The following is a 21381-nucleotide window of genomic DNA, read 5'->3' as shown; positions in this document are numbered from 1 at the left end:
TAAGTGTCTGACGCATTCCCGCAGCACCTCGACCACTTAAGTGAAGGAGCGTTAACCGAAACCGTCTGCACAGAGGATACCGCGAGACCGGCTAGGCGTGGGTTTCCGAGGGCGCAGCGGGTGAAGGCTTTGTGCCGTCGCTTCCCCAGTTGCGCAGCATCCCGACAGCGTCGAGCCCGGTGGTGTCCTTCAACAACTGGAGGGTCTGCTGCAAACCGCCGCTGACGTTCTTGCTGAGCTGGCTGGCGCCGTCTGTGGAGATGACCGTCATGTTGTCGATCGAGGACATCGGTGCGGCAATTTCGCGCGCCACCAACGGCAGCATCTCCATGACCTTGTTGAGGACGGCGGCGTCGTTGAACTGCTCGTAGGCGCGGGCCTGGGCCTCGATACCCTGCGCTTCTGCGATGCCCTTCTGACGAACGACGTCGGCCTCGGCGACACCCCGGACCTGGATGACCTCTGCCTCGGCTGCACCGTTGGCACGGGTGACCGCTGCGGCAGCGTTACCCCGGGCGGTGCTGGCGGCGGCCTCGGCTTCGGCGGCGACCCTGTCGCCCTCTGCGGTCAGCCGGCGCTTGGTCAGCAGGACCTCGGCTTCAACCTGGTCTGCCTCCGACTGGCGTTTGCGCTGCTCGAGTTTACCGGCCGCTTCCTGTTCCACACGGTACTTTTCGGCGTCGGCGGGCTTGCGGATCTCGATGTCGAGTTCCCGCTCGCGGAGTTCCGCCTGGCGGGAGGTCACCTGCTGCTCCTTGAGCAGGATCGCCTCCTTCTGCTCGGCAGCGGCAAGGGGGCCCGCAGCGTCGGCCTGCGCCTGGCGTGCGTCGGCGACTTCCTTCAGCTCGGCGCGGCGGATAGCAAGGCGCTGTTCGGCCAGCGCTACCTGCTCGTCGGCGATCGCGGCAGCTTCTGCGGCTTCCTGTGCGGCGTTGGCCTCGGCGATTTTGGCCAGCTTTTCGGCCAGGGCGGCCTCGGGGCGTCCGAGATTCGTCAGGTAGCTGGAATCGTCATTCACGGACTGGATCTGGAACGTGTCGATGACCAGGCCCTGATTGTGCATCGAGTGCTCCGCCTCTTCCTTCACGCTCTTGGCGAAGGAAGCACGGTCCTTGATGATGGAGTCGACGGAGAGCGTGCCCACGATCGAGCGCAGTGAACCGGACAACGTTTCCTGCGTGTAGTGGTCGATCTGCTCCTGCTGGTTGAGGAAGCGCTGGGCCGCGCGGCGGACGGCTTCTTCGTCGCCGCCGACCTTGATCTGGGCCACGCCGGTCAGGTGGAGCTTGATGCCGTTTTTGGAAATGCCCTCGATCTGGAGGGTGACCTGCCGGGAGGCCAGCGAGATGGAGAACGCCCGTTGCGTGAACGGGTTGATGAAGGTTCGCCCGAAGACCACCCGCTGACTTTCCTGGGCACCCTTCCCGGTGATGATGAGCGCTTCCGACGGGCTCGCGATCCGCAGGGCCATACGGGCGACGATGACGGCGATCAGAGCAAGAACAACAACGACGCCGGCAATCACCCCAAGCGTGATTAACAGACCAATGTCCACAATTTCCCCCATTTATGAGACTGACTAGTGACGGCGGTTACTCGCCGACACCGACGCTACACGATGGGGAAAGGGAGCCTCGTGCGCCGTCGTCGCCCCGGTTTCTCAGGCGCCTTCGCGCCGGGCGTCAGCCCAGCTTTCCACAGCAGCGAGATGCCGTCGGGCGGCTGCCACCACGGCGTCGGGCCGAGGGTTCCGCCATGCCTGCTCAAGGTCGAAGAGCGCCTCGGCAACGGCGCGGCGCGCGGCGGCCAGAGTAATGGACTCCTCCGCCGAAGTGCTCTGTGTTGCCTGGTTGATGCTCATGACCCTTATTCGTACCTGCGCGGTCTTAGGACTGTGTATCCTGCAACGAATTTAGACGTCGGGTGGTGCGAGCTGCCAATCGGTCACGACGCCGATGTCCTTGCCTGCGTCCCGCGTGTTCAGATTTCGACGACGACGTCGGACGGTCGCTTGTCCGGTCGCCACCCCCGCCATACCGGGTGGCGCAGCTTGCCGCCCTGTGTGCGTTCGCTGAACTGGACCTCGCCTACGAGCGCCGGGCGTACCCACCGGGCATCCGACGCGTCAGGCGCCGGAACGTCATCGAGTGGTGGAGTCTTGCGGCCCATCTTTTTCAGCCGCGAACCGATCTCGGCCAGTTCCCGCTCCGTCAGGCCGGAGCCGACCCGCCCGATGTACTTCAGCTCCACACCGTCGGGGATCGCCACCAGCAGTGAACCGACCTTGTGCGCACGGCTGCCCTTGCCCGGCCGCCAACCTACGACGACGACCTCCTGGGTCAGTGAGTGCTTGATCTTGACCCACGATTCGGAGCGGCGGCCCGGCGAGTAGGGGCTGTTCACCCGCTTGGCCATGATTCCTTCAAGGCCAAGTTCCTTGCTCGCGTCAATGGCTTCGTCCAGGGTCGCATCCAGGGCAGGCGGTACCTGGATGTGGCCGTCCCCGGGTGCGTCGACTGCCTGTTCGAGGACTTCGCGGCGTTGGGAGTACCCGAGGTCAAGCAGCGAGTTGCCGTCGAGGTGCAGCAGGTCGAAGAGCAGGAAGTGAACCGGCGTCCGCTTCCGTGCCGCATCGATGTCCGACTTCTTGGTCAGGTTCATGCGCCCCTGGAGCATCCCGAAATCGGGCCTGCCGGCTTTGTTGATGGCGACGATTTCGCCGTCGAGCACTGCCTGTTCTCCGTTGACGTAGCTGCCTAGGTCGGCCAGTTCAGGGTAGGCGTTGGTCAGGTCGTTGCCGTTCCGGCTCAGGAGCCGGGTTCCGTCCGGCGTGACGGTCGCGAGGGCCCGGATTCCGTCCCACTTCATCTCGAAGGCCCAGTCGTCCTCGGAACGCAGCAGCCCCGGAGACCCCGTGGTCGCCAGCATGGGCTTCAGCTGAGGCAGGTCCTCTGCCGGCCGGGGCGTGAACGCCGGTGGTGACGCCTGACCGGGCTGTTCCTTCATAAGGTGGATCAGCCAGTTCTTCTCGGCGGAGTCGGTGGAGCCGCCGGTGTGAATGAGGGCGTACCTGCGCACAGCGTTGCCGCCCTTGGCCAGGCCGCCATCCTCGCGGCCGTGCAGGGTGCAGATGACTTCCTTGCCGGGCCGCCATTTCTCGGCTTCATAGGTGCCGGAGTCCCAGATGTGGACCTCGCCGCCGCCGTACTCACCTTTGGGGATGGTGCCTTCGAAGGACGCGTAGTCCAGCGGGTGGTCCTCGGTCTGGACGGCGAGGTGATTCTCACCGGTGGAGGTCGGCGGCCCTTTCGGAATGGCCCAGGAGACCAGGACGCCGTCGCGCTCCAGCCGGAAGTCGTAGTGCAGGCGCCGCGCGTGGTGTTCCTGGATGACGAAAGTGTTGCCGCCGGACTCCCCCACCTTGTCCGGGACAGGCTCGGGCGTCTTGGAGGCGTCCCGCATGGAACGGTACGTGTGCAGCCGGTCCGGGCCGCCGTCGTCGTGTGAGCCCAAGGAAACAGCCGCCCCGTCGGCCTGTCCGGGATACATGTCGGCCAGCAGGTCCCCGTACTCCCGGATGCGCTCAACGACCTGCTCGAAGTCGACGTGGGCAAGATCAGGATCGTCGAGTTCCTCCCAGGTCCGCGGCGCCGCCACCATCGGGCGCACTTTCCCACGGAGGGAGTAGGGCGTGATCGTGGTCTTGTTGCGGTTGTTCTGGCTCCAGTCCAGCAGCACCTTTCCACCGCGCAGCGACTTCTTCATGTCGCTGACCACCAGATCCGGATGGTCAGCTTCAAGGACCCGCGCCAGTTCCTTCGCGACGGCGGATACCTGATCCGAGGTCTGCTTACGGTCGAGCGCGGCGTATAGGTGGATACCCTTCGACCCACTGGTAACCGGCCGGGGATCCAGGCCCATGTCGTTGAGGATCTCCCGGGCCAGCCGCGCCGTCTCCGCGCATTCAAGAAGCGAGGCGCCCGGGCCAGGATCCAGGTCCAGCACCATCCGGTCCGGGTTGTTAATTTCGCCGTTGGGCCCGAACTGCCACTGCGGGACGTGGATTTCGAGGGCGGAAATCTGTCCCAGCCACGTCAGCGTCGCCAGATTGTTGAGCATCGGATACACGTTGGTGTGGTCACTGTGCTCAATACCGCGCCGCTCCACCCACGACGGCGCCGACTTGTCCAGGTTCTTCTGGAAGAACACTTCCCCCGGCTTGTCCTCGGTTCCAACGCCGTTGACCCACCGCTTGCGGGTCACCGGGCGGTTACGGGCGTGAGGAATAAGGCAATCAGCGACGGCGGCGTAATAGGCCAGGACGTCGGCCTTCGTGGTGCCGGTTTCGGGATACATCACCCGGTCCAGGCTGGTCAGCTTCAGGCGGCGCCCATCGACGGTAACCGTCTGCTGCGCGTTGCCGGTGGCCATTTCCCCAGTCTTGTAGGGATGCGCCGTTTTCGCCAGTGGCGGCAGCGGGCACAACCGCCCGGTCAGTCGCCGAACTGCTCCTCGTACCGGGCCACGTACTGATCCCACAATGCCGGGTCCTGCCCGAGGGAGCGTTCATTCAGGTAATCGTCCAGGCCCATCAGCGTCAGGTGCCAGCCTGCCGCCGACCGGGCGATGTCCTGGCCCTCCTGAATGGTGTTGGTGAGCGTGAGGAGGCTGCCGCCGTCGTCGTCGTCCTCAATTTCCCAGCGCAGGACTTCCTCATCCCAGGTGTAGGCGAGCAACCGGGGCTTTTCCGCCTCCAGGACGGTGCCCTCCATGGCCTTCTGGCCGGGGAATTTGAAGGTGACCACGGCACCCGGCCGCGGCAGGATATCCAGCTGGCACGGGAACCAGTACTTGAGTTTCTCGGGCTCGGTGAGGTGCTTCCAGAGCACCCTGGCCGGTGCGTTGAAGCGCATTTCGAACCAGAGGGCGGGTTCTCCATCGGCAAGCGTCTTGGTAACCATCGGTTCGGAGTTCACCTAAGCAATCGTAGACCGGCACGGGCAACACTGGTTCACTAGGAACATGAGAGCGATCTGGAAAGGCGCAGTAGCGTTTGGGCTGGTCAACGTCCCTGTGAAGGTTTACAGCGCCACGGAGGACCATGACATCAGCCTCCATCAGGTCCATGACAAGGACGGCGGCCGAATCCGCTACCAGCGCCGATGCGAAATCTGCGGAGAAATCGTCGAGTACAAGAACATCGACAAGGCGTACGACGACGGCGAGCGCACCGTCGTCCTCACCAGCGAAGACCTTGCGTCGCTCCCCGTGGAAAAGAGCCGCGAGATCGAGGTGGTCGAGTTCGTTCCCAGCGACCAGATCGACCCGATCATGCTCGACCGCGCCTACTACCTTGAGCCCGATTCAAAATCGACGAAGGCGTACGTCCTGCTCCGGCGCACGCTGGAAGAAACTGACCGGACTGCGATCGTGCAGTTCTCTCTCCGACAGAAGTCACGGCTCGCGGCGCTGCGCGTGCGCGGTGACGTACTGATGATTCAGACGCTCCTCTGGCGGGACGAGGTACGGGAGGCCACCTTCCCGTCCCTCGACGAGAAGGTGCGTATCTCCTCCAAGGAGAAGGAAATGTCCGCGGCCCTGGTCGAGTCATTCTCCTCCGACTTCGATCCCGAGAATTTCAAGGACGAGTACCAGGAACAGCTGCGTACCCTGATCGAGGCGAAGCTCGAAAAGGGCGAAGCTCTCGATACCGAGGAAACGTTCGGGGAAGGTGAAGAGGGCGACGGGTCAGGGAACGTGCTCGACCTCATGGAAGCACTTCGCCGCAGCGTCGAGAAGAACCGCGAAAAGAAGACCGCGGCGGGTACAAAGAAAACATCGAAAGCAGCATCAAAGAAAGGCGCATGATGGGATTCATACGGAATGATCTGGGGCAGCAGACAGTGGTGCGCCCGCCCAACGCTCCCATCATTGGATGGGCGCTCCTGGGCGCGGCATCCATGATGGCGCTTGAGGAAAAGAACCGGCAGGCGCTCTCGGCAGCCAGTAAGGGGTGCCTAATGCTCTGGGCGGCGCTGGAAGTGACGCAGGGAGAGAGCGGCTTCCGCCGGACCATGGGCAGCCTGACCTTGGGCTGGCTGGCCCGGAATCGTTAGTCAGGACGCCTGGCCCCCGACCAGTGGGTCTTCGGGCGCTTCTTCGCGTTCCTTCTCCAGGAGTTTTCGGTCCCGTACCAGCCGGAGCGCTGTGACCAGCAGGATGCCCCCGACGACGTTGAACACCACGGTGTAACTGAACCAGCCCAGCCAGTCCTGGTAACTGATATCGGCACCGGTCTGAATGGCGCCGAAGATCAGCAGCGAGTCGAGGATCGAGTGGAAGAGTTGCAACCCTGACAGCAGGAAGCCTCCGACGACGGCGGCGGCCAGCTTGCCGCTCATCGCCTCGGTCCCGTGCTGCATCCGCGTCATGAGCGTGATGGTGCTGCCGCCAAGCACGGCCAGGCACACTGTCTGCCAGCTGAAGCCGGCGCCGACGTAGTGTTCGGCCGCAGTGACGACGGTCGGGGTCCACTGCGGGAAGGCTGTCATCACCAACGCCATGAAGAGCCAGCCGCCCGCGAGGTTAGCGAACAATGTGCCAGCCCACAGTTTGCCGAGTTGGCCAATAGTGGCTTGCTTGGCAGTGACGGCAGCAATCGGGACAAGGAAACCCTCAGTGAAGAGCTCACTTTTCGCGAGGAGAAGCGCTATCAGACCGGCGCTGAATGCGACTCCAGCCAGTAGATGACTATCCGTCTGATGGAGTACCGCCAGGTAGGCCATGACGCCGATGCCTATTTCAAAACCACCGAACAGCCCTGTGATGAGGACATCGGGGAAAGTGCGGTGCAGGCGCTGGGCACCTTCGTCGACGGTTCGGTCGAACGACTCCTCGATCTCATCCTCGACCGGGCCGGGTGTGTTGCCGAGTTCCCGCCGTCGCGCGTCGCGGTCGTTCTGGTGATTCTCCAAGCGCCTCGCCTATTTTCCGTTGAAGTATTCGCGATCGGGCAGGACTTAACCCTCCTGGGGCTCTTCACCGCCTTGCCTGCCAACTCGATGCTACGGCGCAGGGTAGGGCGCCGATTTCAACGACTTCGCGAGGTGAACCGCGTTCGCAGTCATAGCGGAAATGGTCGAGGCAACCGGATCAGGCACCTGGTCGAGGTCCTTGAAATCCACCGTCTGCATCGCCTCTCCCACCCAGTACACGCCGCCCTGGGCAGGAACCGTGAAGCCGATGTCGTTCAAACCCTGATGCATCTCCGCGGTGACGTGGTGGGCGCCGTCCTCGTTCCCGACGACGGCGGTGAGTGCCACCCTGTTGTACATGATAGGCCTGCCGTCATCATCGGTGGAGGACAGATCCGCATCCAGCCGCTCAAACACGCGCTGCCCAATGCTGCTCATGTGGCCCACCCAGATTGGAGCGGCGAGGAGGAAAATGTCCGCGTCCAGGATCTGCCGCCGGAGCTGCGGCCACTGGTCCCCCTCACCCATGTCGATTTCCACGCCGGGAGCCACGTTGTAGTCCACGACCCGGGCCGACGACGTCGTTACACCCTGCTCCTCCAGCTTGCTGAGAATGCGGCTGGCCATAAGGCCAGAGCTCGATTCAGCGGGTGAGGGGCTGAGCGTGCAGATCAGCGCAAATGCTTTCAGGTTTTCCATGGGGGTTCCTTCCACTCTGTACACGATCTTCGTCGCCGTTCCCGTCGTGGACGGGACAGCTTACTGGCGGTACCCCTCCACCTGGTCGATCGGCCGGGCCTCTGCCTCCTGGGGACTCTCCCCCGCATCCTGCTTTGCCCGCCTCTGGCGGAGCAGATCCCAGCACTGATCGAGTTCCTCCTCGACCCGCCGCAGGCGGCCCCGCCGGTCTTCGGCGGAGTCACTCTCATCGGGGGAGGAATCGCGCAGTCCGTGCTCCTCATCGACAAGGGACTGAATCCGCGCCAAAATGTCCTGATCATTCATGACAAACTCCTTCGCTGGCTTCGAGAAGTGCTCGCCCGCTGGGATGTCCCGAGACAGGCCGGGATAGACAGGCTACTTAGTGTCCGCCCGAATATCCACCGAAAGGGGCGTTTGCGTGATCACTCCATCGATGCCCTAAACTGACTGGGAACTATTTGCCTGTGTAGCTCAGTCTGGTAGAGCATCCGCTTCACACGCGGAAGGCCCGGGGATCGAGGCCCCGCGCAGGCACTGTTCGTAGCCCGTCCCGCCACCCGCGGGACGGGTTTTTTCGTGGGCTTGCGTTCGTTATGAGCGAACAAAAAGGAGTTAGCACTCCATGGGGTCGAGTGCTAATCTACCTACAGGTTGAGCGAACAAGGCTCAACCCCAGCACACTAGATATTCTCAGGGAGTGAACCATCATGGCTATGAAATTCGACCCATTTCGCGAACTGGACCGCGTGGCCGGCGCACTTCTGGATACCCGCCAGGGCCTGCGCCTGATGCCGATGGACCTCTACCGCGAGGGCGACCACTACATCCTCAGCGCTGACCTTCCCGGCATTGACCCGGGGTCAGTTGATATTGACGTCGACGGGCAGCTGCTCACCATCCGCGCCGAGCGCACGCTGCGCAACGTTGAGGGGGTCAAGTGGCTCACCCGCGAACGTGACAGCGGATCCTTCCTCCGGCAGCTGAACCTTGGTCAGGGTATCGACATTGACGCCATCTCCGCACGGTATGAGAACGGTGTCCTCAGCGTCACCATCCCGGTCAGCGAGCGCGCGAAGGCCCGCAAGATCGAGGTGGTCTCAGGCGAGGACGCCCAGCCGGTACGGGGCGACAAGGCTGTGGAAGCCTAATCCCCCTTCACCGAACCACAGCAAAAAGAACGACGACGACGGGCTGCGACCCGTCGTCGTTCTTTCTCCTCTGGAAGGTTACCGGCCTCGAACCGTGCGGTGCTTGTCCCGCAGCGCAAGCGCGAGAGCAATCATGGCGATAGCGAGGACCAGGTGCAGGATGTTGTCCCCTGCGTTGAAGGGGACAAAGTTGGCATCTGAGTCATGCGGGACAATCAGCCCATAGATGAACAGAACGGCATAGATAACGCCTCCCCACAGGAGGAAGTTATAGGCGCCGGTCGCCGATTTCGCCATTACCACACCAGCTACGCCGAACAGGAGGTGAACGATATTGTGCAGGACGGAGACCTGGAAGATCCCGAGCAGGAACGCTTCCGAGCCAGGACCCGCAATGGAAAACTGATCGTAGTTGCTGGTGATGCCCGGAATGAATCCGAGGATACCGATAAGCAGGAAGACTATTCCGACTGCGAGCGCGGCTTTCTGGATGTTGCTTCGGGTTGTAACTCCCGGGTCCGATGAGTGTGTGGATGCCATTGCTATATCCCCTCTGATCTGCCGGCGTGGCGGGGCGTCGGCGTTTGTTCTTGCGAGATGATGAACAGCACTTCCCGCCACTGGTAATGCCAGACTGACACAATGAAGTGGAAATAGAAAGCATGCTTAGTTAACTTTTCGATAACCCTTTGTCTGGTTATCGACCCTTGCGGTGCCTGCCGGACCTTGGGGAGGATGGTGCATGACATTCTCACCAAAGACTGCAATAGTGACGGGATCCAACTCGGGTATTGGACGGGCGACTGCGGTGGCCCTCGCCGAGGCCGGAATGGACGTCGGCATCACGTGGCATTCCGGAGAAGAGGGGGCGAAGCAAACCGCGCGGGAAGTAGAGCAGCGCGGACGCCGGGCGGTGATCGCTCACCTGGACACCTCCGACCCCGAGGCGGGGGCAGCTGTGGTTGATCACCTCGCAGAAGAGCTCGGCGGGCTCGACGTCTTCGTCAACAACGCGGGCATGAACAAGCCGATGCCCTTCCTCGAAACAGATTTCGACACCTGGCGGACCATCCTGACGGTCAACCTCGACGGCGCGTTCATCTGCATGCAGCGCGCGGCGCAGAGAATGATCGAAGCCGGCAACGGCGGACGGATCATCGCCGTCACCAGCGTGCACCAGGAACAGCCACGCGTCGGCTCCACTGCATACGACGCTTCCAAACATGCGCTCGGCGGGCTTGTGCGCACCATGGCGCTTGAACTGAGCCATCTCGGCGTGACCGTGAATGCGGTCCTCCCTGGTGAGATCTCCACGCCAATGAATGATGCCGAGGATGAGGACCCGAAAGAGGTCGACCGCCCCGGCATCCCGATCGGCCGTCCAGGTGCTGCCATGGAAGTCGCATCAGTGATCGCCTTCCTCGCAACGCCGGCGGCCAGTTACGTCAACGGCGCGTCGTGGGCCGTTGACGGCGGGATGCTGCAGATGGGACCGCAGGCCGGCTCGCACCTTCACGACCACGCGTGGCGGAAGGGCTGAGGTCGTTTTGCTGTCACTAGTTTTTTGCTTGTTTGCCTAGTTTTTGTCCAGACTCCATTCACCAAACATTCAGGAAGGCCCAATAGTGTGGCGTCAGTCACACTTCAGAGAGGCTCTTCCATGACCACTTCGCAGCACCAGTCCCTGACCGACTTTTCCGCTTTGAAGCGCGGCCAGCAGGTCACCTTGCGCCACCAGTCCGGCAACCAATACACGGGAGTATTGGACGATCGCGCAGACGATTCCTCAGTAGTCTGGGTCCGTCTTGACGACGGTGCGGGACGGCGCCTCTTCCACCGCGAGGACGGATACAGCATCGGATATTGACTGCATCACCCTCAGGGCACCGGTGCCCAGGCGCTCCCCCGCTCAGGCCCGACCCACGGCGAAGAGCTTCCGGACGTCTTCTGCATTGAGGGACTGCTGGCGGTATTCGTCCATCAGCACACCAAGGACGTTCTCCGCATACTCTTCATTGGTGGAGGCGATCGCCTCCTTCGCGTACGCCACCCGCACGTTGTTGGCGTACGCATCCGCCGCAGTCTGAGCTATGCAGTTGTGTGTCGCTACGCCGGCGAGGACAACCGTATCCACGCTGAGATTGCGTAGACGCTGCAGTAGATCGGTACCGAAGAAGGCGCTGTCCCGTGTCTTCACCAATTCCGGAAGTCCGTCGATGTCCAGCCCGTCAACGGGCTCCGCCTGTTCCGTGCCGCTGAAAAGGAATCCCTGGTCGTCGTCGAGCATGCTCAGGGTCCACGTCGATTTGTCCCGCTGATGCTCCGTGCGGATTACATAGACCGAAATACCGGCTTCACGGGCATCCGCGATGGCCGAGTTACATGCCTTGACCAGCGGATCCTGCTGCCGTCCGAGGGTTTCATCCTCGAAGAACGCCTTCTGCATATCGATAATCAGCAGCGCAGCCGTCATGTCTCTTCCTTCCCTGTTGCGGGTCCATTGCGACCATTTAGCCAGCATACTTACGTTCCACCCGTGCGGCGGGGTGGCTGCATACAAGACAAGGGCAAACAACTGGGCCTCCTCGGCCTACTTGTTGACTGTTAACAGTCGAGCGACTAATGTGAGTCCTGACACAATGCCGTCGTCGGCGGTCGTGACCGCTAAGGAGCGCGTTTCGCCGAAACCGGAGAAATCCACACGAGGTGAACACCCATGGAATCGACCACAGAACAGATCGCGCCTGACGCGGAGCGTCTACAGCGAATCAAGGAAGCGGCCCACCGCATCCGAACCAATGCGCTCATCCAGGCCGAGGTGCAGGGGCAGGGTTACATTGGACAGGCGCTCGATCTGGCCGACGTACTCGCCGTCCTCTACACCGACCAGCTCAAGCTCGATCCTGCCAACCCTGAGTGGGAGGACAGAGACCGATGCCTGCTCTCCATCGGCCATTACGCCATTGCGCTCTACGCTGCGCTGGCTGAGGCGAAGTTTTTCCCGCGCGAGGAACTGGAAACCTACGCAACCGACGACTCGCGACTGCCCATGTCGGCGATGGCTTCCTACACGCCCGGCGTGGAGATCTCCGGTGGATCGCTGGGCCACGGACTCACGATCGCAAACGGGGTGGCGCTCGGCCTCAAGCGAAAAAGGAACCAGGCCTTTGTGTACAACATCCTGTCCGACGGCGAGTTGAACGAGGGCTCTACCTGGGAAGCGGCTGCGGTAGCCGCACACCACGCGCTGGACAACCTCATCGCCATTGTCGATTTCAATGACCAGCAGGCCGATGGAAAGAGCTCATCGACCCTCGGCATGGAGCCGATCGACGGCAAATGGGAGGCTTTCGGCTGGATCACCCGACGCGTTGACGGCAACGACATCTCCGCCGTCCTCACCGCTCTGGAGGAGTTGCGCGCCGCAGATGCTGCCCAACCCCGCTGCCTGATCGTGAACACCAAGCTCGGCAAGGGCGTGCGGTTCCTGGAGAACCGGGAAAAGCTGCACTTCATGTCCGTTGCCCCTGATGAATGGAAACTGGCCCACCAGCAGCTGAAGGAGTCGTTCGAAGCATGAGCACCACCCAGAAGAAGAGACTGACCTCGGATGCGATGAGTGCATCCCTCGCCCATGAGGGCCAGCGCGTCACCGCCGCTCCGCTCGGCCACGCGCTCGTCCAATTGGCGGAGCAGGATGAACGGATCGTGGGTCTTTCCGCCGATCTGGCCAAGTACACCGACCTGCATATCCTGCGCGATGCCATGCCGGATCGTTTCTACCAGATCGGCATGGCCGAGCAGGCACTGCTCGGAGCCGCAGCAGGCCTGGCGCTGGAAGGCTTCGTCCCCTTCGTTTCGACCTACTCGGTCTTTGCCACACGCCGCGCCTATGACTTCCTCTGCCTGGATATCGCCGAGGCAAACCTGAATGTCAATATGGTGTGCGCGCTGCCCGGTCTCACCACCGGCTATGGTCCTTCCCACCAAGCCACGGAAGACGTTGCCATCCTCCGCGGCATGCCCAACCTGACCATTGTTGATCCCTGTGATGCGGTCGATATTGAGCAGGCCGTCCCCCAGCTGGCTGCACACGAGGGCCCGACGTACATGCGCATTCTGCGCGGCAAGGTCCCGAGGGTCCTCGACGAGTACGACTACACGTTCCAGCTGGGTAAGGCCCAGTTGCTCCGTGACGGTGCAGAAGTGCTGCTCATTTCCACCGGCCTGATGACCGAGCGTGCGCTGGAAGCAGCGAAGGCGCTGGCGCTCGACAAAGTAGACGTGGCCGTCTTGCACGTGCCGACTCTGAAGCCATTGGACGAGGCCACCATTCTGCGCGAGCTGGCTCGGGACCGAGTGGTTCTCACCTGTGAGAACCACACAATCATCGGCGGCCTCTTCGACGCAGTGGCACACGCTGCGGTGCGTGACGGCGTTCATCGCCGCGTCACCCCGATTGGGTTGCCCGACGAATTCCTTGACGCCGGCGCCCTGCCCACCCTCAACGACCGCTACGGGGTCAGCACCTCGAAGATCGTTGAGCGGGTCAAGAGGCTACTGAACCCCCCGCATACGGAACGCGCGGACTGATAGCCGCTCGAGCTCGGCCACTCCTTGAGGTGATCCCCGGCGAGGTCTAGCGTTGGCCACACGGAGGTATTGGGCGGAACTGATCAACCGCCGTATAGAAGGAGAACTGGCTGTGAAATCACTTTGGCTTGAATCGTCACCGCGCATCCCAGTCGACGCCTTCCAGGAGGGCGGCCAGTACGACTCTGTGATCGTCGGTGCCGGCATCACCGGGCTCACCCTGGCCGCGCTGCTTGCGCGGTCCGGCCAGCGCGTTGCGGTCCTGGAAGCCCGCACCGTCGGAGCGGTTACCACGGGAAACAGCACGGCGAAGGTGTCACTGCTGCAGGGCACCCGGCTGTCCTCGATCATCAAGCATCACGGCGCGGCCCTGGCTCGCCATTACGTCACCGGAAACCGCGAAGGCCAGAGCTGGCTGCTCCGGTTCTGTGACGAGAACGGAGTTCGCCACGAGCTGCGCGACGCAGTGAACTACGCGGTAACCGACGACGGCGCCCGCCTCCTCAGTGACGAACGCGATGCGTGCGCGAACTCCGGACTCACCGCCGTTCTGGGGGACTCTTCGGAACTGCCCTTCCCGGTGACGCGCACCCTGCGCGTACCAGGCCAGGCGCAGGTACACCCGATGGAGGTGCTCGCGGCACTGGCCGTCGACCTGCGGAAACATTCCGGCCACCTGGTCGAGGGCGCAAGGGTGACGGGGGTGAAGGCGGGCAGTACAAAGGGCGAACGAACCACCGTCCAGACCTCCGTCGGTGAGGTGTCAGCAGCCCACGTGGTCATCGCCACGGGTACTCCGATCCTGGACCGCGGCGGACACTTTTCCGTCCTCCAACCGCACCGTTCCTATGCGGTCGCTTTCACGGTGCAGGATGAGATCCCCAACGGCATGTACCTCTCGGTCGATTCGCCCTCCCGGACGTTGCGCAATGCCACGGTTGAAGGCCGGCCGTATCTCATCGTGGGCGGCAACGGGCATGCCGTCGGGCGCCAGGCGCACACCCAGTCCCTTGTCGATGACATCATCCGCTGGACCCAGGAGCACTTCCCCACTGCACAACCGGCATTCAATTGGTCGGCGCAGGACTACCGACCGGCGTCGTCCGTTCCCTATGTCGGCAAGATGCCGGTGGGAGGCCAGTCCATCTACACCGCCACCGGTTTCGACAAGTGGGGCTTCACCAACGGAGTAGCTGCAGCCCTGGCCCTGTCCGCGGAAATTCTCGGTGGGAACATGCCCTGGGCGAATGAGCTCTACAAAATCCGCGTGGGCAAACAGGATGCACTCAGCACCGCGAAGACCAATGCCGGTGTGGGCCGCGAAATGGTCGCCGGTTGGCTGGGAGGGCTGGTTCGATCCTCCCACGCTCAGCCGCCTGAGGGTCAGGGCGTCGTCGTGCGCAACGGTGCGCGGCCGGTCGGGATTTGCCAGATCGACGGCGTGACCCATCGTGTGTCCGCGGTTTGTCCGCACCTCGGCGGAGTTCTGAGCTGGAACGATGCCGAGCGATCATGGGACTGCCCGCTGCACGGCTCGCGCTTCACCCACGACGGCGAACGGCTGGAAGGACCTGCCACGCGCGACCTTCAAGCGCCCTAGGATGAGTTCACCCGCTATTCAACGTGGGTTCACTCAGCATTCACCTGTATCGTGGGCGTGTGATTTTTCGTCGCGCTCTTACCATCGCCCTCAGCTGTGCTGCCGGTCTTACCGTCGCCTCCTGCGGCTCGGACTATCCGCTTGGCTCCGAGCAGGAAGCTGCGGCTGAGAACGCTTCCTCCAGCCTGAGTGGAACCATTACCGGTGCCGGATCATCGGCGCAGGGTCCTGCGATGAATGCCTGGCAGTCGGAGTTTGCCACCATCCACCCGGATGTTCGGGTGCAGTACTCTCCCGACGGGTCCGGGGCGGGCCGTGGTGCTCTCCTTGCCGGTGCAGTCGATTTTGCCGGATCGGATGCCTACCTCAGCGAGGAAGAGCTCGAGGAGTCGCGCGAAGTATGCGGCCCCGACGGCGCGTTCAACATTCCGGCTTACGTGGCCCCCATCAGCATCGCCTTCAACCTTCCGGGAATCGAGGAGCTGAACCTCGACGCGGAAACGATCGCCCGCATCTTCCACGGTGAGATCACGAGCTGGAATGATCCCGCGATCGCGAGCCAGAACGAGGGCGTGGACCTGCCCGATACCCGTATCACGCCCGTGAGCCGCTCGGACGACTCGGGAACAACAGAGAACTTCACCGATTATCTGCACTCAGTGGTGCCGGACGTCTGGACCGACGAGGCGGACGGCACCTTCCCGTCCGGTTTGGCGGGAGAGAACGCCAAGGGCAATGCCGGCGTCGTCAGCACCGTCTCCAGCACAGAAGGAGCGGTCACCTACGCGGACGACTCCGCCGTGGGACCGCCGCTCGGCAGGGCGAAGCTCCTGGTGGGCGATGAGTATGTCTCGGTCAGTCCGGAAGCGGCTGCTGCCGCCGTCGACGTCGCTGAGCCGGTGGAAGGCCGCGCCGAATTCGACATCGCGTTGAACCTTGACCGGAAAACAACAGCGGCCGGAGCATACCCACTGGTCCTCGTGTCCTACCACATCTATTGCGCTACCTACGAGGATGAGGAAACCGCGAATCTCATCAAAACCTTCGGCTCCTTTGTGGTCAGCGATGAGGGGCAACAGGCCGCAGCCGAAGCCGCCGGCAGCGCGCCGATCTCAGAGAGCCTGTCGAAGCGCGCCACGGAAGCGATCAATACGATCAGCGTCGAGAAGTAAACACCTACACGTGAAAAACGGAGGGTCCTCGCGCAAGCGGACCCTCCGTTTCGTGTTCTGCCTTAGGCCGGGTTGGAGGCTCGAGGTCCACCCGACTCCGGATCGTCCAGCGACGGATCGGCAAGGCCTGCGCCCCCCGCCAGGGGATCGGCCGTCTGGCTGACCGTAGCCGAACCCGAACCGGGCGCGTCGACGTTGCCCCGCCAGGCACCCGTCTCATTCCCCGTGTTCTCGATGAACTCCTTGAAGCGGGCGAGGTCGGACTTCACCTGCCGGTCATCGGCTCCAACCGCTGCTCCGACCTTCTCGGTGAAACTCTCCGGATCCCAGTCCAGCTGGACAGTTACCCGGGTAGTGGACTCATCAAGCCTGTGAAAGGTGACGACGCCGGCATGGGACTTCCCATCGGTGCTCTTCCATGCAATGCGCTCATCGGGGTGCTGTTCGGTGATCTCGGTGTCGAACTCCCGTTCCACCCCGCCGATCTTGGTGACCCAGTGGTTTCGGGTATCAGAGATCTGGGTGATGGACTCCACTCCCCCCATGAACTCAGGGAAGGTCTCGAACTGCGTCCACTGGTTGTAGGCGGTGGACACCGGCACTGAAACGTCAATAAATTCCTGAACTGTTGCCATTGTCTGTTCCTCCTCTTTGTGCTGGAACTCGCGTGGAACAAGTCGCGGTGTTGATGACCGCTTGATCGCCACGCTAACCCACGGCTCATCACGGATCAATAAAATGCTAAGTTTACTTAGAGTTTTCCCAGCAACTGGATTCGGCAAAAAGTCCGAGTCTAGGCTGGAACCGATGCTGGCGGCGTTCAGCGGCCGGATTTCCCTGACGAGTGGAGGATTAATGAAGGCGTCAAAGACCCTGACCGACAACATGCAATCTGTACTGGTTGACCTGGTGGAACTGCACCTGCAGGGCAAACAGGCCCACTGGAACGTCGTCGGCAAGAACTTCCGTGACATGCACCTGCAACTGGACGAAATCATCGTAGATGCGCGTTTGTTCGCTGATCAGATGGCCGAGCGCATGCGTGCCCTGCACGCGGTTCCGGACGGGCGGAGCGCCGTCGTCGCCAAGGGAACCTCGCTGAATGATTTCCCGTCCGGTCTGGTGGACACCAAGGACACAGTCACCATGGTGGTTGCCATGCTGGAGTCAGCTGTCGGCCGGATGCGTGAGGTCCATGACCAGGTGGACGAGGAAGATCCCACCACCGCCGATATCCTGCACGGCATGATCGAGAAGTTTGAGCAGTACGCCTGGATGGTGGACGCCGAGAACATGACGCCCACGGCCAACGTGGTGAAGCCCGAACAGAAGTAGAACACCTAGGCAGCAGGGTGGCGGTCGTCCGACCGCCACCCTTTCGCGTTCCTAGCGACCGGGGAAGTTGGGACGTTCCTTCTCCAGGAAGGCCCGCGTTCCTTCTACCTTGTCCTCGGTTGAGAAAGCGGCGCGGAAAGATTCCGCCTCAATGGCAAGGCCTTCACCGGTGGGCTTGCCCTGGGCGGCTGACAGCGTCTGCTTGACGAGCGCAACGGCGGCGGGAGACTGGCGTGCCACCAGCGCGACTGTGCTGCGCGCGCCGTCGAGCAGGTCCTCGACAGAGTCGAACAGCGCTGTGACCAGACCCGCTCTCTGTGCTTCCTCGGCGTTCATGCGGCGTCCGGTGAAGAGCAGGTCGCGCGCCAGACCGGGCCCAACATACTGTGGCAACCGCACGGATCCACCGAAGCCGGGAACGAGGCCTAGGCTGACTTCCGGCTGCCCGAAGGACGCCGCCGACACCGCATAAATGACGTCGCACGCCATCGCCAGCTCGCAGCCTCCACCCAGGGCAAAACCGTTTACAGCAGCGATGACGGGAACCGGCAGCTGCTCTATCGCGAGGGTGACCCGGTGCATGCGTGAGCTGTAGGCGTGAGCTTCGTCCGGGGTCATCGCTGTCATTTCACGAATGTCCGCGCCGGCGACGAAGGCCTTTCCCGCGCCGGTGATGATCACGCCGCGAACCGGCCACGCGCCGTCGTCGTTGGTCAGAACTTCCGACACTGCGGCGATGCAGTGCTCAAGGTCTTCGATCACCCTCCAGGAGAGGGCATTAAGGGCTTCGGGCCGATTCACCGTAATGGTCAGCACCGAGTCGCGGATGTCGGTGAGGAGCGTGGCGTAGACGGGAAAACGCATGCGCCCAAGCGTAGTCCTAGGAGCGGGTGAAGGGAGCCCGAGGTCTGGTGCGGCAGCGGCCCGGTGAAATGTCGGAGGGGGATGACACCTTTGAATCAGGCACACCGAAGGAGCGCATCCATGACCGACCTCATCTTTCATCCACCCTGCTCGTCGCTGGAATTCCTGAACCTCGGACGGGCGGAAGCGCTCAACCGGGAACAGATCGATTCGCAAATGGCACAGGAGGGAGTCCTGCTGAGATTCAGCCACACCACCGGTGAACTGCCCTGCGCCTACACCGTCGGCCTGACGGAGCAGGGCCTTCCGGAACTCATACTCTATGGCCAAAGCCCGGGCCACGTGCGTCATGCGTGGTCACTGCTTGAACCGGCGCTTCATCAGCTCACGCGGCCTGGGAGCCGGGTTTTCCACGGCCAGTTCAACGGGCAGACCGTCGGTGTGCGGCGAGCATCGCTGCGAAGACTTCGGGATGCTTTCCAGCTATATGGCCAGAACGGGTTCAGCGCGCTGCAGGTCTACTGGATGGTCGGTTCGGACAATCACCTGCCACAGCAGTGGGAAATCCGGTTCCTCGCGGCACAGCCTTTCCTCGGCAACGGCACCTTGGGGGACCTGGTTGATGGCAAGGACAGCTCATAGCTAGGGCAGCAGCTCGGGCGGAATCAGAAGCAGTAAGGCTACGCCCGTGCCGTTGAACACTATGTGGGTCACAATCGCCGCGCCCAACCTCCCGGTGATAACCGTCAGCACACCGCACATCAGGCCAATCGTGAATGTACTGAGCAGGAGGTAGACAGAAGAACGGAGGTCCGGAACAGCACCGGTATGCAGCAGACCGAAGGCAAGGGAGCTCACCAACAGGGCAATGACCGTGGAGGTCATGATGGACCGCCTCTGCACGGCAGGTGTCACTGCGTCACGCCGGTTGCCTGTGCGTCGGAGCCATAGCGCGTTCTGGACCCCCCGCAGCACGAGGCCACGGTTGAACAGCTCCTCAAGAAAGGGTGCAATCAGTACACCGCCGAGAACACCGTTGATGAGCAACCAGACGGTATCCCCCATTAGGAACAGTTCCGCATTGCCCTGGATAATTTCACCGTCCTGCAGTGGCCACAGAAGGGTGAGAAGGATGAGGATTATCGCCACGACAATGCGGGCGGCTATGCCGACTCCCAGTCCAACCGCCACGTCCACCCACTGGAACCGCAGACCGAAGTCGCGCGAAAGGGACCGGAAGCCGTGACGCCGCGAGGCATATAAGGTAACGCCGAACATCGCCGTCCAAGTCAAGAGCAATGACGCGAAGACCAGTTCGGGACCGAAGGGCAGTGTCTCCGCCAGCGCGAGGGTCCCGAGCAGCGGCAACAGCACCACAAGCACCAGCCCGCTCAGTGCCAGTCCGGCTCCCCAGCGGGGTGCGAGGGGTCCCTCGGCGGTCAGCTGGCTGGGGTTGGCCAGGCGAAGCGGCGTCTGCTGCCATATCGGTGAGGGAATGGATCGGGCCATGCAAGCACCCTACCGGTCTATTCGGGGAAGAAACTGGGCGTCGCAGTTGACGGGTGGGGGTGGGTAGTTCTTTAGTGAAGGGACATCAAGATCAGGGAGTGTGGATGAGCGAGTTCGGATTACCGCCAGGGTTCGTGTTCGGGACCTCGACGGCTGCGGCTCAGATTGAGGGTGCCGTCAATGAAGGTGGACGCGGACCCAGTATCTGGGACGAATACGCGAGCCAGCACAGCAACATCCTCGATGCCTCGAGCCCCGCCCTCGCGTGCGACCACTACAACCGGTACGAGGAAGACTTCGACCTGCTCAAGCAGCTCGGCGCCAAGGCGTACCGGATGTCCATTGCCTGGCCCCGCATCCAGCCCACCGGTCTCGGCCCGGCGAATCCCGAGGGGATCGCTTTCTATCACCGGCTTCTCGATGCGCTGCTGGAACGCGGCATCGAACCGTGGGTAACGCTGTACCACTGGGATCTTCCGTTGGCGTTACAGGACGCCGGCGGCTGGCAGAACCGCGACACAATCGACGCCTTCGCCCAATACACGCGCATCCTCCGCGACGAATTCGGGGGCAAGGTTGCCGCCTGGATGACGGTCAATGAACCGGTGGTGCACACCGGCGTCGGGCATGCGATCGGGCGGGCTGCCCCCGGGCTCATGCTGCTCGGTAGCGCGTTTTCGGTTGCGCATCACCTGCTGCTTGCGCACGGACGGGCCGTGCGGGTGCTGCGTGAAACCCTGGACACCCCCATCGGGATCGTCAACAACCACTCCCCCGTTGAGCCCGCCGGCGACTCGGAGAAGGAACGCAACCTCGCGCTTCTCTATGACCACTACCACAACGGCCAGTTCGCGGCTCCGCTGCTGACCGGTGAATACCCGGCAGACCTAGGGGAGATCGAGGGCATGTCCTTCGAGGTCATCCAGGACGGGGACATGGAGATCATTTCCACACCCCTGGATTTCTACGGCATCAACTATTACTTCCCGACGAAGGTTGGGGCTGCCCCTCCACTGTTTCCGGTCCCCTTCATGCCGCGTGACTACTCCGACGTGCCGAAAACCGACTTCGACTGGCCGGTCATCCCCAGCGGCCTGACCACAATCCTCAAGCAGCTCAAGGAGCAGTACCCAAACATCCCGCCGATCTACATCACCGAGAACGGCTGCGCGTATGACGACGGCCCGGGCAGAGACGTCGAAGACACCAACCGGATCGAGTTCCTGGAAAAGCACCTGGCAGCGATCGGGGATGCCGTTGCCGAAGGCGTGGATGTCCGCGGCTACTTCCACTGGACCCTCGTGGACAACTGGGAGTGGCAGGAGGGTTACACCAAAAAGTTCGGTCTGATCCGCATGGAACCCGCCACGCTTGACCGCATTCCGCGGGCGTCTTTCCACCGGTACGCGGAAATCATTGCCCAGCACAGCGGCGCCGGCGCTGATGCTGCCCAACCGCCGCTGGCCGCCGAAGCATCCTAGTCC

At 62.6% G+C, this 21381-nt stretch carries 24 protein-coding genes and 1 tRNA gene; 13 read left to right on the top strand and 12 right to left on the bottom strand.

Translation table 11 applies throughout. From position 1 onward, the window contains the following. Positions 1-91: 91 nt before the first annotated feature. From AC4D2M_RS07800 to AC4D2M_RS07785, 4 genes are all read right to left on the bottom strand, one after another. Positions 92-1567, bottom strand: a complete 1476-nt coding sequence (locus AC4D2M_RS07800) for a flotillin family protein (RefSeq protein WP_490891089.1) — start codon at positions 1565-1567, stop codon at positions 92-94. Between the two features lie 93 nt (positions 1568-1660). Continuing rightward, positions 1661-1861, bottom strand: a complete 201-nt coding sequence (locus AC4D2M_RS07795; RefSeq protein ID WP_490891087.1) for a hypothetical protein — start codon at positions 1859-1861, stop codon at positions 1661-1663. A 119-nt stretch (positions 1862-1980) separates the two neighbouring features. Next, positions 1981-4431, bottom strand: a complete 2451-nt coding sequence (locus tag AC4D2M_RS07790; RefSeq protein ID WP_490891085.1) for an ATP-dependent DNA ligase — start codon at positions 4429-4431, stop codon at positions 1981-1983. A gap of 62 nt (positions 4432-4493) precedes the next feature. After that, positions 4494-4976, bottom strand: a complete 483-nt coding sequence (locus AC4D2M_RS07785) for an SRPBCC domain-containing protein (protein WP_490891084.1) — start codon at positions 4974-4976, stop codon at positions 4494-4496. 46 nt (positions 4977-5022) lie between these two features. Between AC4D2M_RS07785 and ku the strand changes: the two genes are divergently transcribed. Both ku and AC4D2M_RS07775 read left to right on the top strand, forming a co-directional pair. Continuing rightward, complete coding sequence (ku, locus tag AC4D2M_RS07780) at positions 5023-5868, top strand: non-homologous end joining protein Ku (RefSeq protein ID WP_490891082.1); 846 nt, start codon at positions 5023-5025, stop codon at positions 5866-5868. Next, positions 5865-6116, top strand: a complete 252-nt coding sequence (locus AC4D2M_RS07775) for a hypothetical protein (RefSeq protein WP_490891080.1) — start codon at positions 5865-5867, stop codon at positions 6114-6116. Before ku ends, AC4D2M_RS07775 begins: the two co-directional genes overlap by 4 nt. On the opposite strand, the gene AC4D2M_RS07770 is transcribed toward AC4D2M_RS07775, so the two are convergent. From AC4D2M_RS07770 to AC4D2M_RS07760, 3 genes are all read right to left on the bottom strand, one after another. After that, positions 6117-6974, bottom strand: a complete 858-nt coding sequence (locus tag AC4D2M_RS07770; RefSeq protein ID WP_490891078.1) for a formate/nitrite transporter family protein — start codon at positions 6972-6974, stop codon at positions 6117-6119. Positions 6975-7064: 90 nt separating this feature from the next. After that, positions 7065-7673, bottom strand: a complete 609-nt coding sequence (locus AC4D2M_RS07765) for a flavodoxin family protein (RefSeq protein ID WP_490891077.1) — start codon at positions 7671-7673, stop codon at positions 7065-7067. A 60-nt stretch (positions 7674-7733) separates the two neighbouring features. Beyond that, complete coding sequence (locus tag AC4D2M_RS07760) at positions 7734-7979, bottom strand: DUF2630 family protein (RefSeq protein ID WP_490891076.1); 246 nt, start codon at positions 7977-7979, stop codon at positions 7734-7736. Between the two features lie 157 nt (positions 7980-8136). Between AC4D2M_RS07760 and AC4D2M_RS07755 the strand changes: the two genes are divergently transcribed. Further along, positions 8137-8210 (top strand) — tRNA-Val (locus tag AC4D2M_RS07755). Positions 8211-8383: 173 nt separating this feature from the next. After that, positions 8384-8824, top strand: a complete 441-nt coding sequence (locus AC4D2M_RS07750) for an Hsp20/alpha crystallin family protein (RefSeq protein WP_490891074.1) — start codon at positions 8384-8386, stop codon at positions 8822-8824. A 78-nt stretch (positions 8825-8902) separates the two neighbouring features. Here AC4D2M_RS07750 and AC4D2M_RS07745 read toward each other — a convergent pair whose 3' ends face one another. Beyond that, positions 8903-9364: a DUF4383 domain-containing protein gene (locus tag AC4D2M_RS07745; protein WP_490891073.1), complete on the bottom strand. Its 462-nt coding sequence runs from the start codon at positions 9362-9364 to the stop codon at positions 8903-8905. A gap of 202 nt (positions 9365-9566) precedes the next feature. On the opposite strand from AC4D2M_RS07745, the gene AC4D2M_RS07740 reads away from it, so the two are divergent. Beyond that, positions 9567-10364 carry an SDR family oxidoreductase gene (locus AC4D2M_RS07740; protein ID WP_490891072.1) on the top strand — a complete coding sequence of 266 codons (798 nt, stop codon included), beginning with the start codon at positions 9567-9569 and terminating at the stop codon, positions 10362-10364. A 120-nt stretch (positions 10365-10484) separates the two neighbouring features. Then, positions 10485-10691, top strand: a complete 207-nt coding sequence (locus AC4D2M_RS07735) for a hypothetical protein (protein WP_490891070.1) — start codon at positions 10485-10487, stop codon at positions 10689-10691. A gap of 42 nt (positions 10692-10733) precedes the next feature. On the opposite strand, the gene AC4D2M_RS07730 is transcribed toward AC4D2M_RS07735, so the two are convergent. Beyond that, positions 10734-11297, bottom strand: a complete 564-nt coding sequence (locus AC4D2M_RS07730; RefSeq protein WP_490891068.1) for a cysteine hydrolase family protein — start codon at positions 11295-11297, stop codon at positions 10734-10736. A gap of 243 nt (positions 11298-11540) precedes the next feature. On the opposite strand from AC4D2M_RS07730, the gene AC4D2M_RS07725 reads away from it, so the two are divergent. From AC4D2M_RS07725 to pstS, 4 genes are all read left to right on the top strand, one after another. After that, positions 11541-12404 (top strand): transketolase, encoded by an 864-nt coding sequence (locus AC4D2M_RS07725; RefSeq protein ID WP_490891067.1) that lies wholly within the window; start codon positions 11541-11543, stop codon positions 12402-12404. Next, positions 12401-13417, top strand: a complete 1017-nt coding sequence (locus AC4D2M_RS07720; RefSeq protein WP_490891066.1) for a transketolase family protein — start codon at positions 12401-12403, stop codon at positions 13415-13417. The genes AC4D2M_RS07725 and AC4D2M_RS07720 overlap by 4 nt, the downstream gene beginning before the upstream one ends. Positions 13418-13529: 112 nt before the next feature. After that, on the top strand, positions 13530-15017 hold the full coding sequence (locus tag AC4D2M_RS07715) for an FAD-dependent oxidoreductase (protein ID WP_490891065.1): 1488 nt from the start codon (positions 13530-13532) through the stop codon (positions 15015-15017). Between the two features lie 59 nt (positions 15018-15076). Beyond that, a complete protein-coding gene (gene pstS / locus AC4D2M_RS07710) occupies positions 15077-16189 on the top strand; it encodes a phosphate ABC transporter substrate-binding protein PstS (RefSeq protein WP_490891063.1) in 1113 nt (370 codons plus the stop codon). 62 nt (positions 16190-16251) lie between these two features. Here pstS and AC4D2M_RS07705 read toward each other — a convergent pair whose 3' ends face one another. Next, the gene (locus tag AC4D2M_RS07705; RefSeq protein WP_490891062.1) at positions 16252-16824 is read right to left on the bottom strand and encodes an SRPBCC family protein; all 573 of its coding nucleotides are present in this window, start codon (positions 16822-16824) and stop codon (positions 16252-16254) included. A gap of 220 nt (positions 16825-17044) precedes the next feature. Between AC4D2M_RS07705 and AC4D2M_RS07700 the strand changes: the two genes are divergently transcribed. Next, entirely contained in the window at positions 17045-17524 is a 480-nt protein-coding gene (locus tag AC4D2M_RS07700; RefSeq protein ID WP_490891061.1) for a Dps family protein, read from the top strand. A 51-nt stretch (positions 17525-17575) separates the two neighbouring features. Here the strand turns inward: AC4D2M_RS07700 and AC4D2M_RS07695 are convergent, their stop codons facing one another. Next, the gene (locus AC4D2M_RS07695; protein WP_490891059.1) at positions 17576-18388 is read right to left on the bottom strand and encodes an enoyl-CoA hydratase/isomerase family protein; all 813 of its coding nucleotides are present in this window, start codon (positions 18386-18388) and stop codon (positions 17576-17578) included. Between the two features lie 120 nt (positions 18389-18508). On the opposite strand from AC4D2M_RS07695, the gene AC4D2M_RS07690 reads away from it, so the two are divergent. Beyond that, a complete protein-coding gene (locus AC4D2M_RS07690) occupies positions 18509-19030 on the top strand; it encodes a DUF4262 domain-containing protein (RefSeq protein ID WP_490891057.1) in 522 nt (173 codons plus the stop codon). Here AC4D2M_RS07690 and AC4D2M_RS07685 read toward each other — a convergent pair whose 3' ends face one another. Then, on the bottom strand, positions 19031-19897 hold the full coding sequence (locus tag AC4D2M_RS07685) for a CPBP family intramembrane glutamic endopeptidase (protein ID WP_490891056.1): 867 nt from the start codon (positions 19895-19897) through the stop codon (positions 19031-19033). It lies immediately after the preceding gene. A 104-nt stretch (positions 19898-20001) separates the two neighbouring features. On the opposite strand from AC4D2M_RS07685, the gene AC4D2M_RS07680 reads away from it, so the two are divergent. Next, positions 20002-21378: a GH1 family beta-glucosidase gene (locus AC4D2M_RS07680; RefSeq protein WP_490891055.1), complete on the top strand. Its 1377-nt coding sequence runs from the start codon at positions 20002-20004 to the stop codon at positions 21376-21378. The last annotated feature ends 3 nt before the right edge of the window (positions 21379-21381 follow it).

The sequence above is a fragment of the Arthrobacter sp. TJ-270 genome (genome assembly GCF_058269075.1).
Note: the sequence above shows the minus strand (reverse complement) of the source record. Positions and strands in the feature narration are given on the sequence as shown.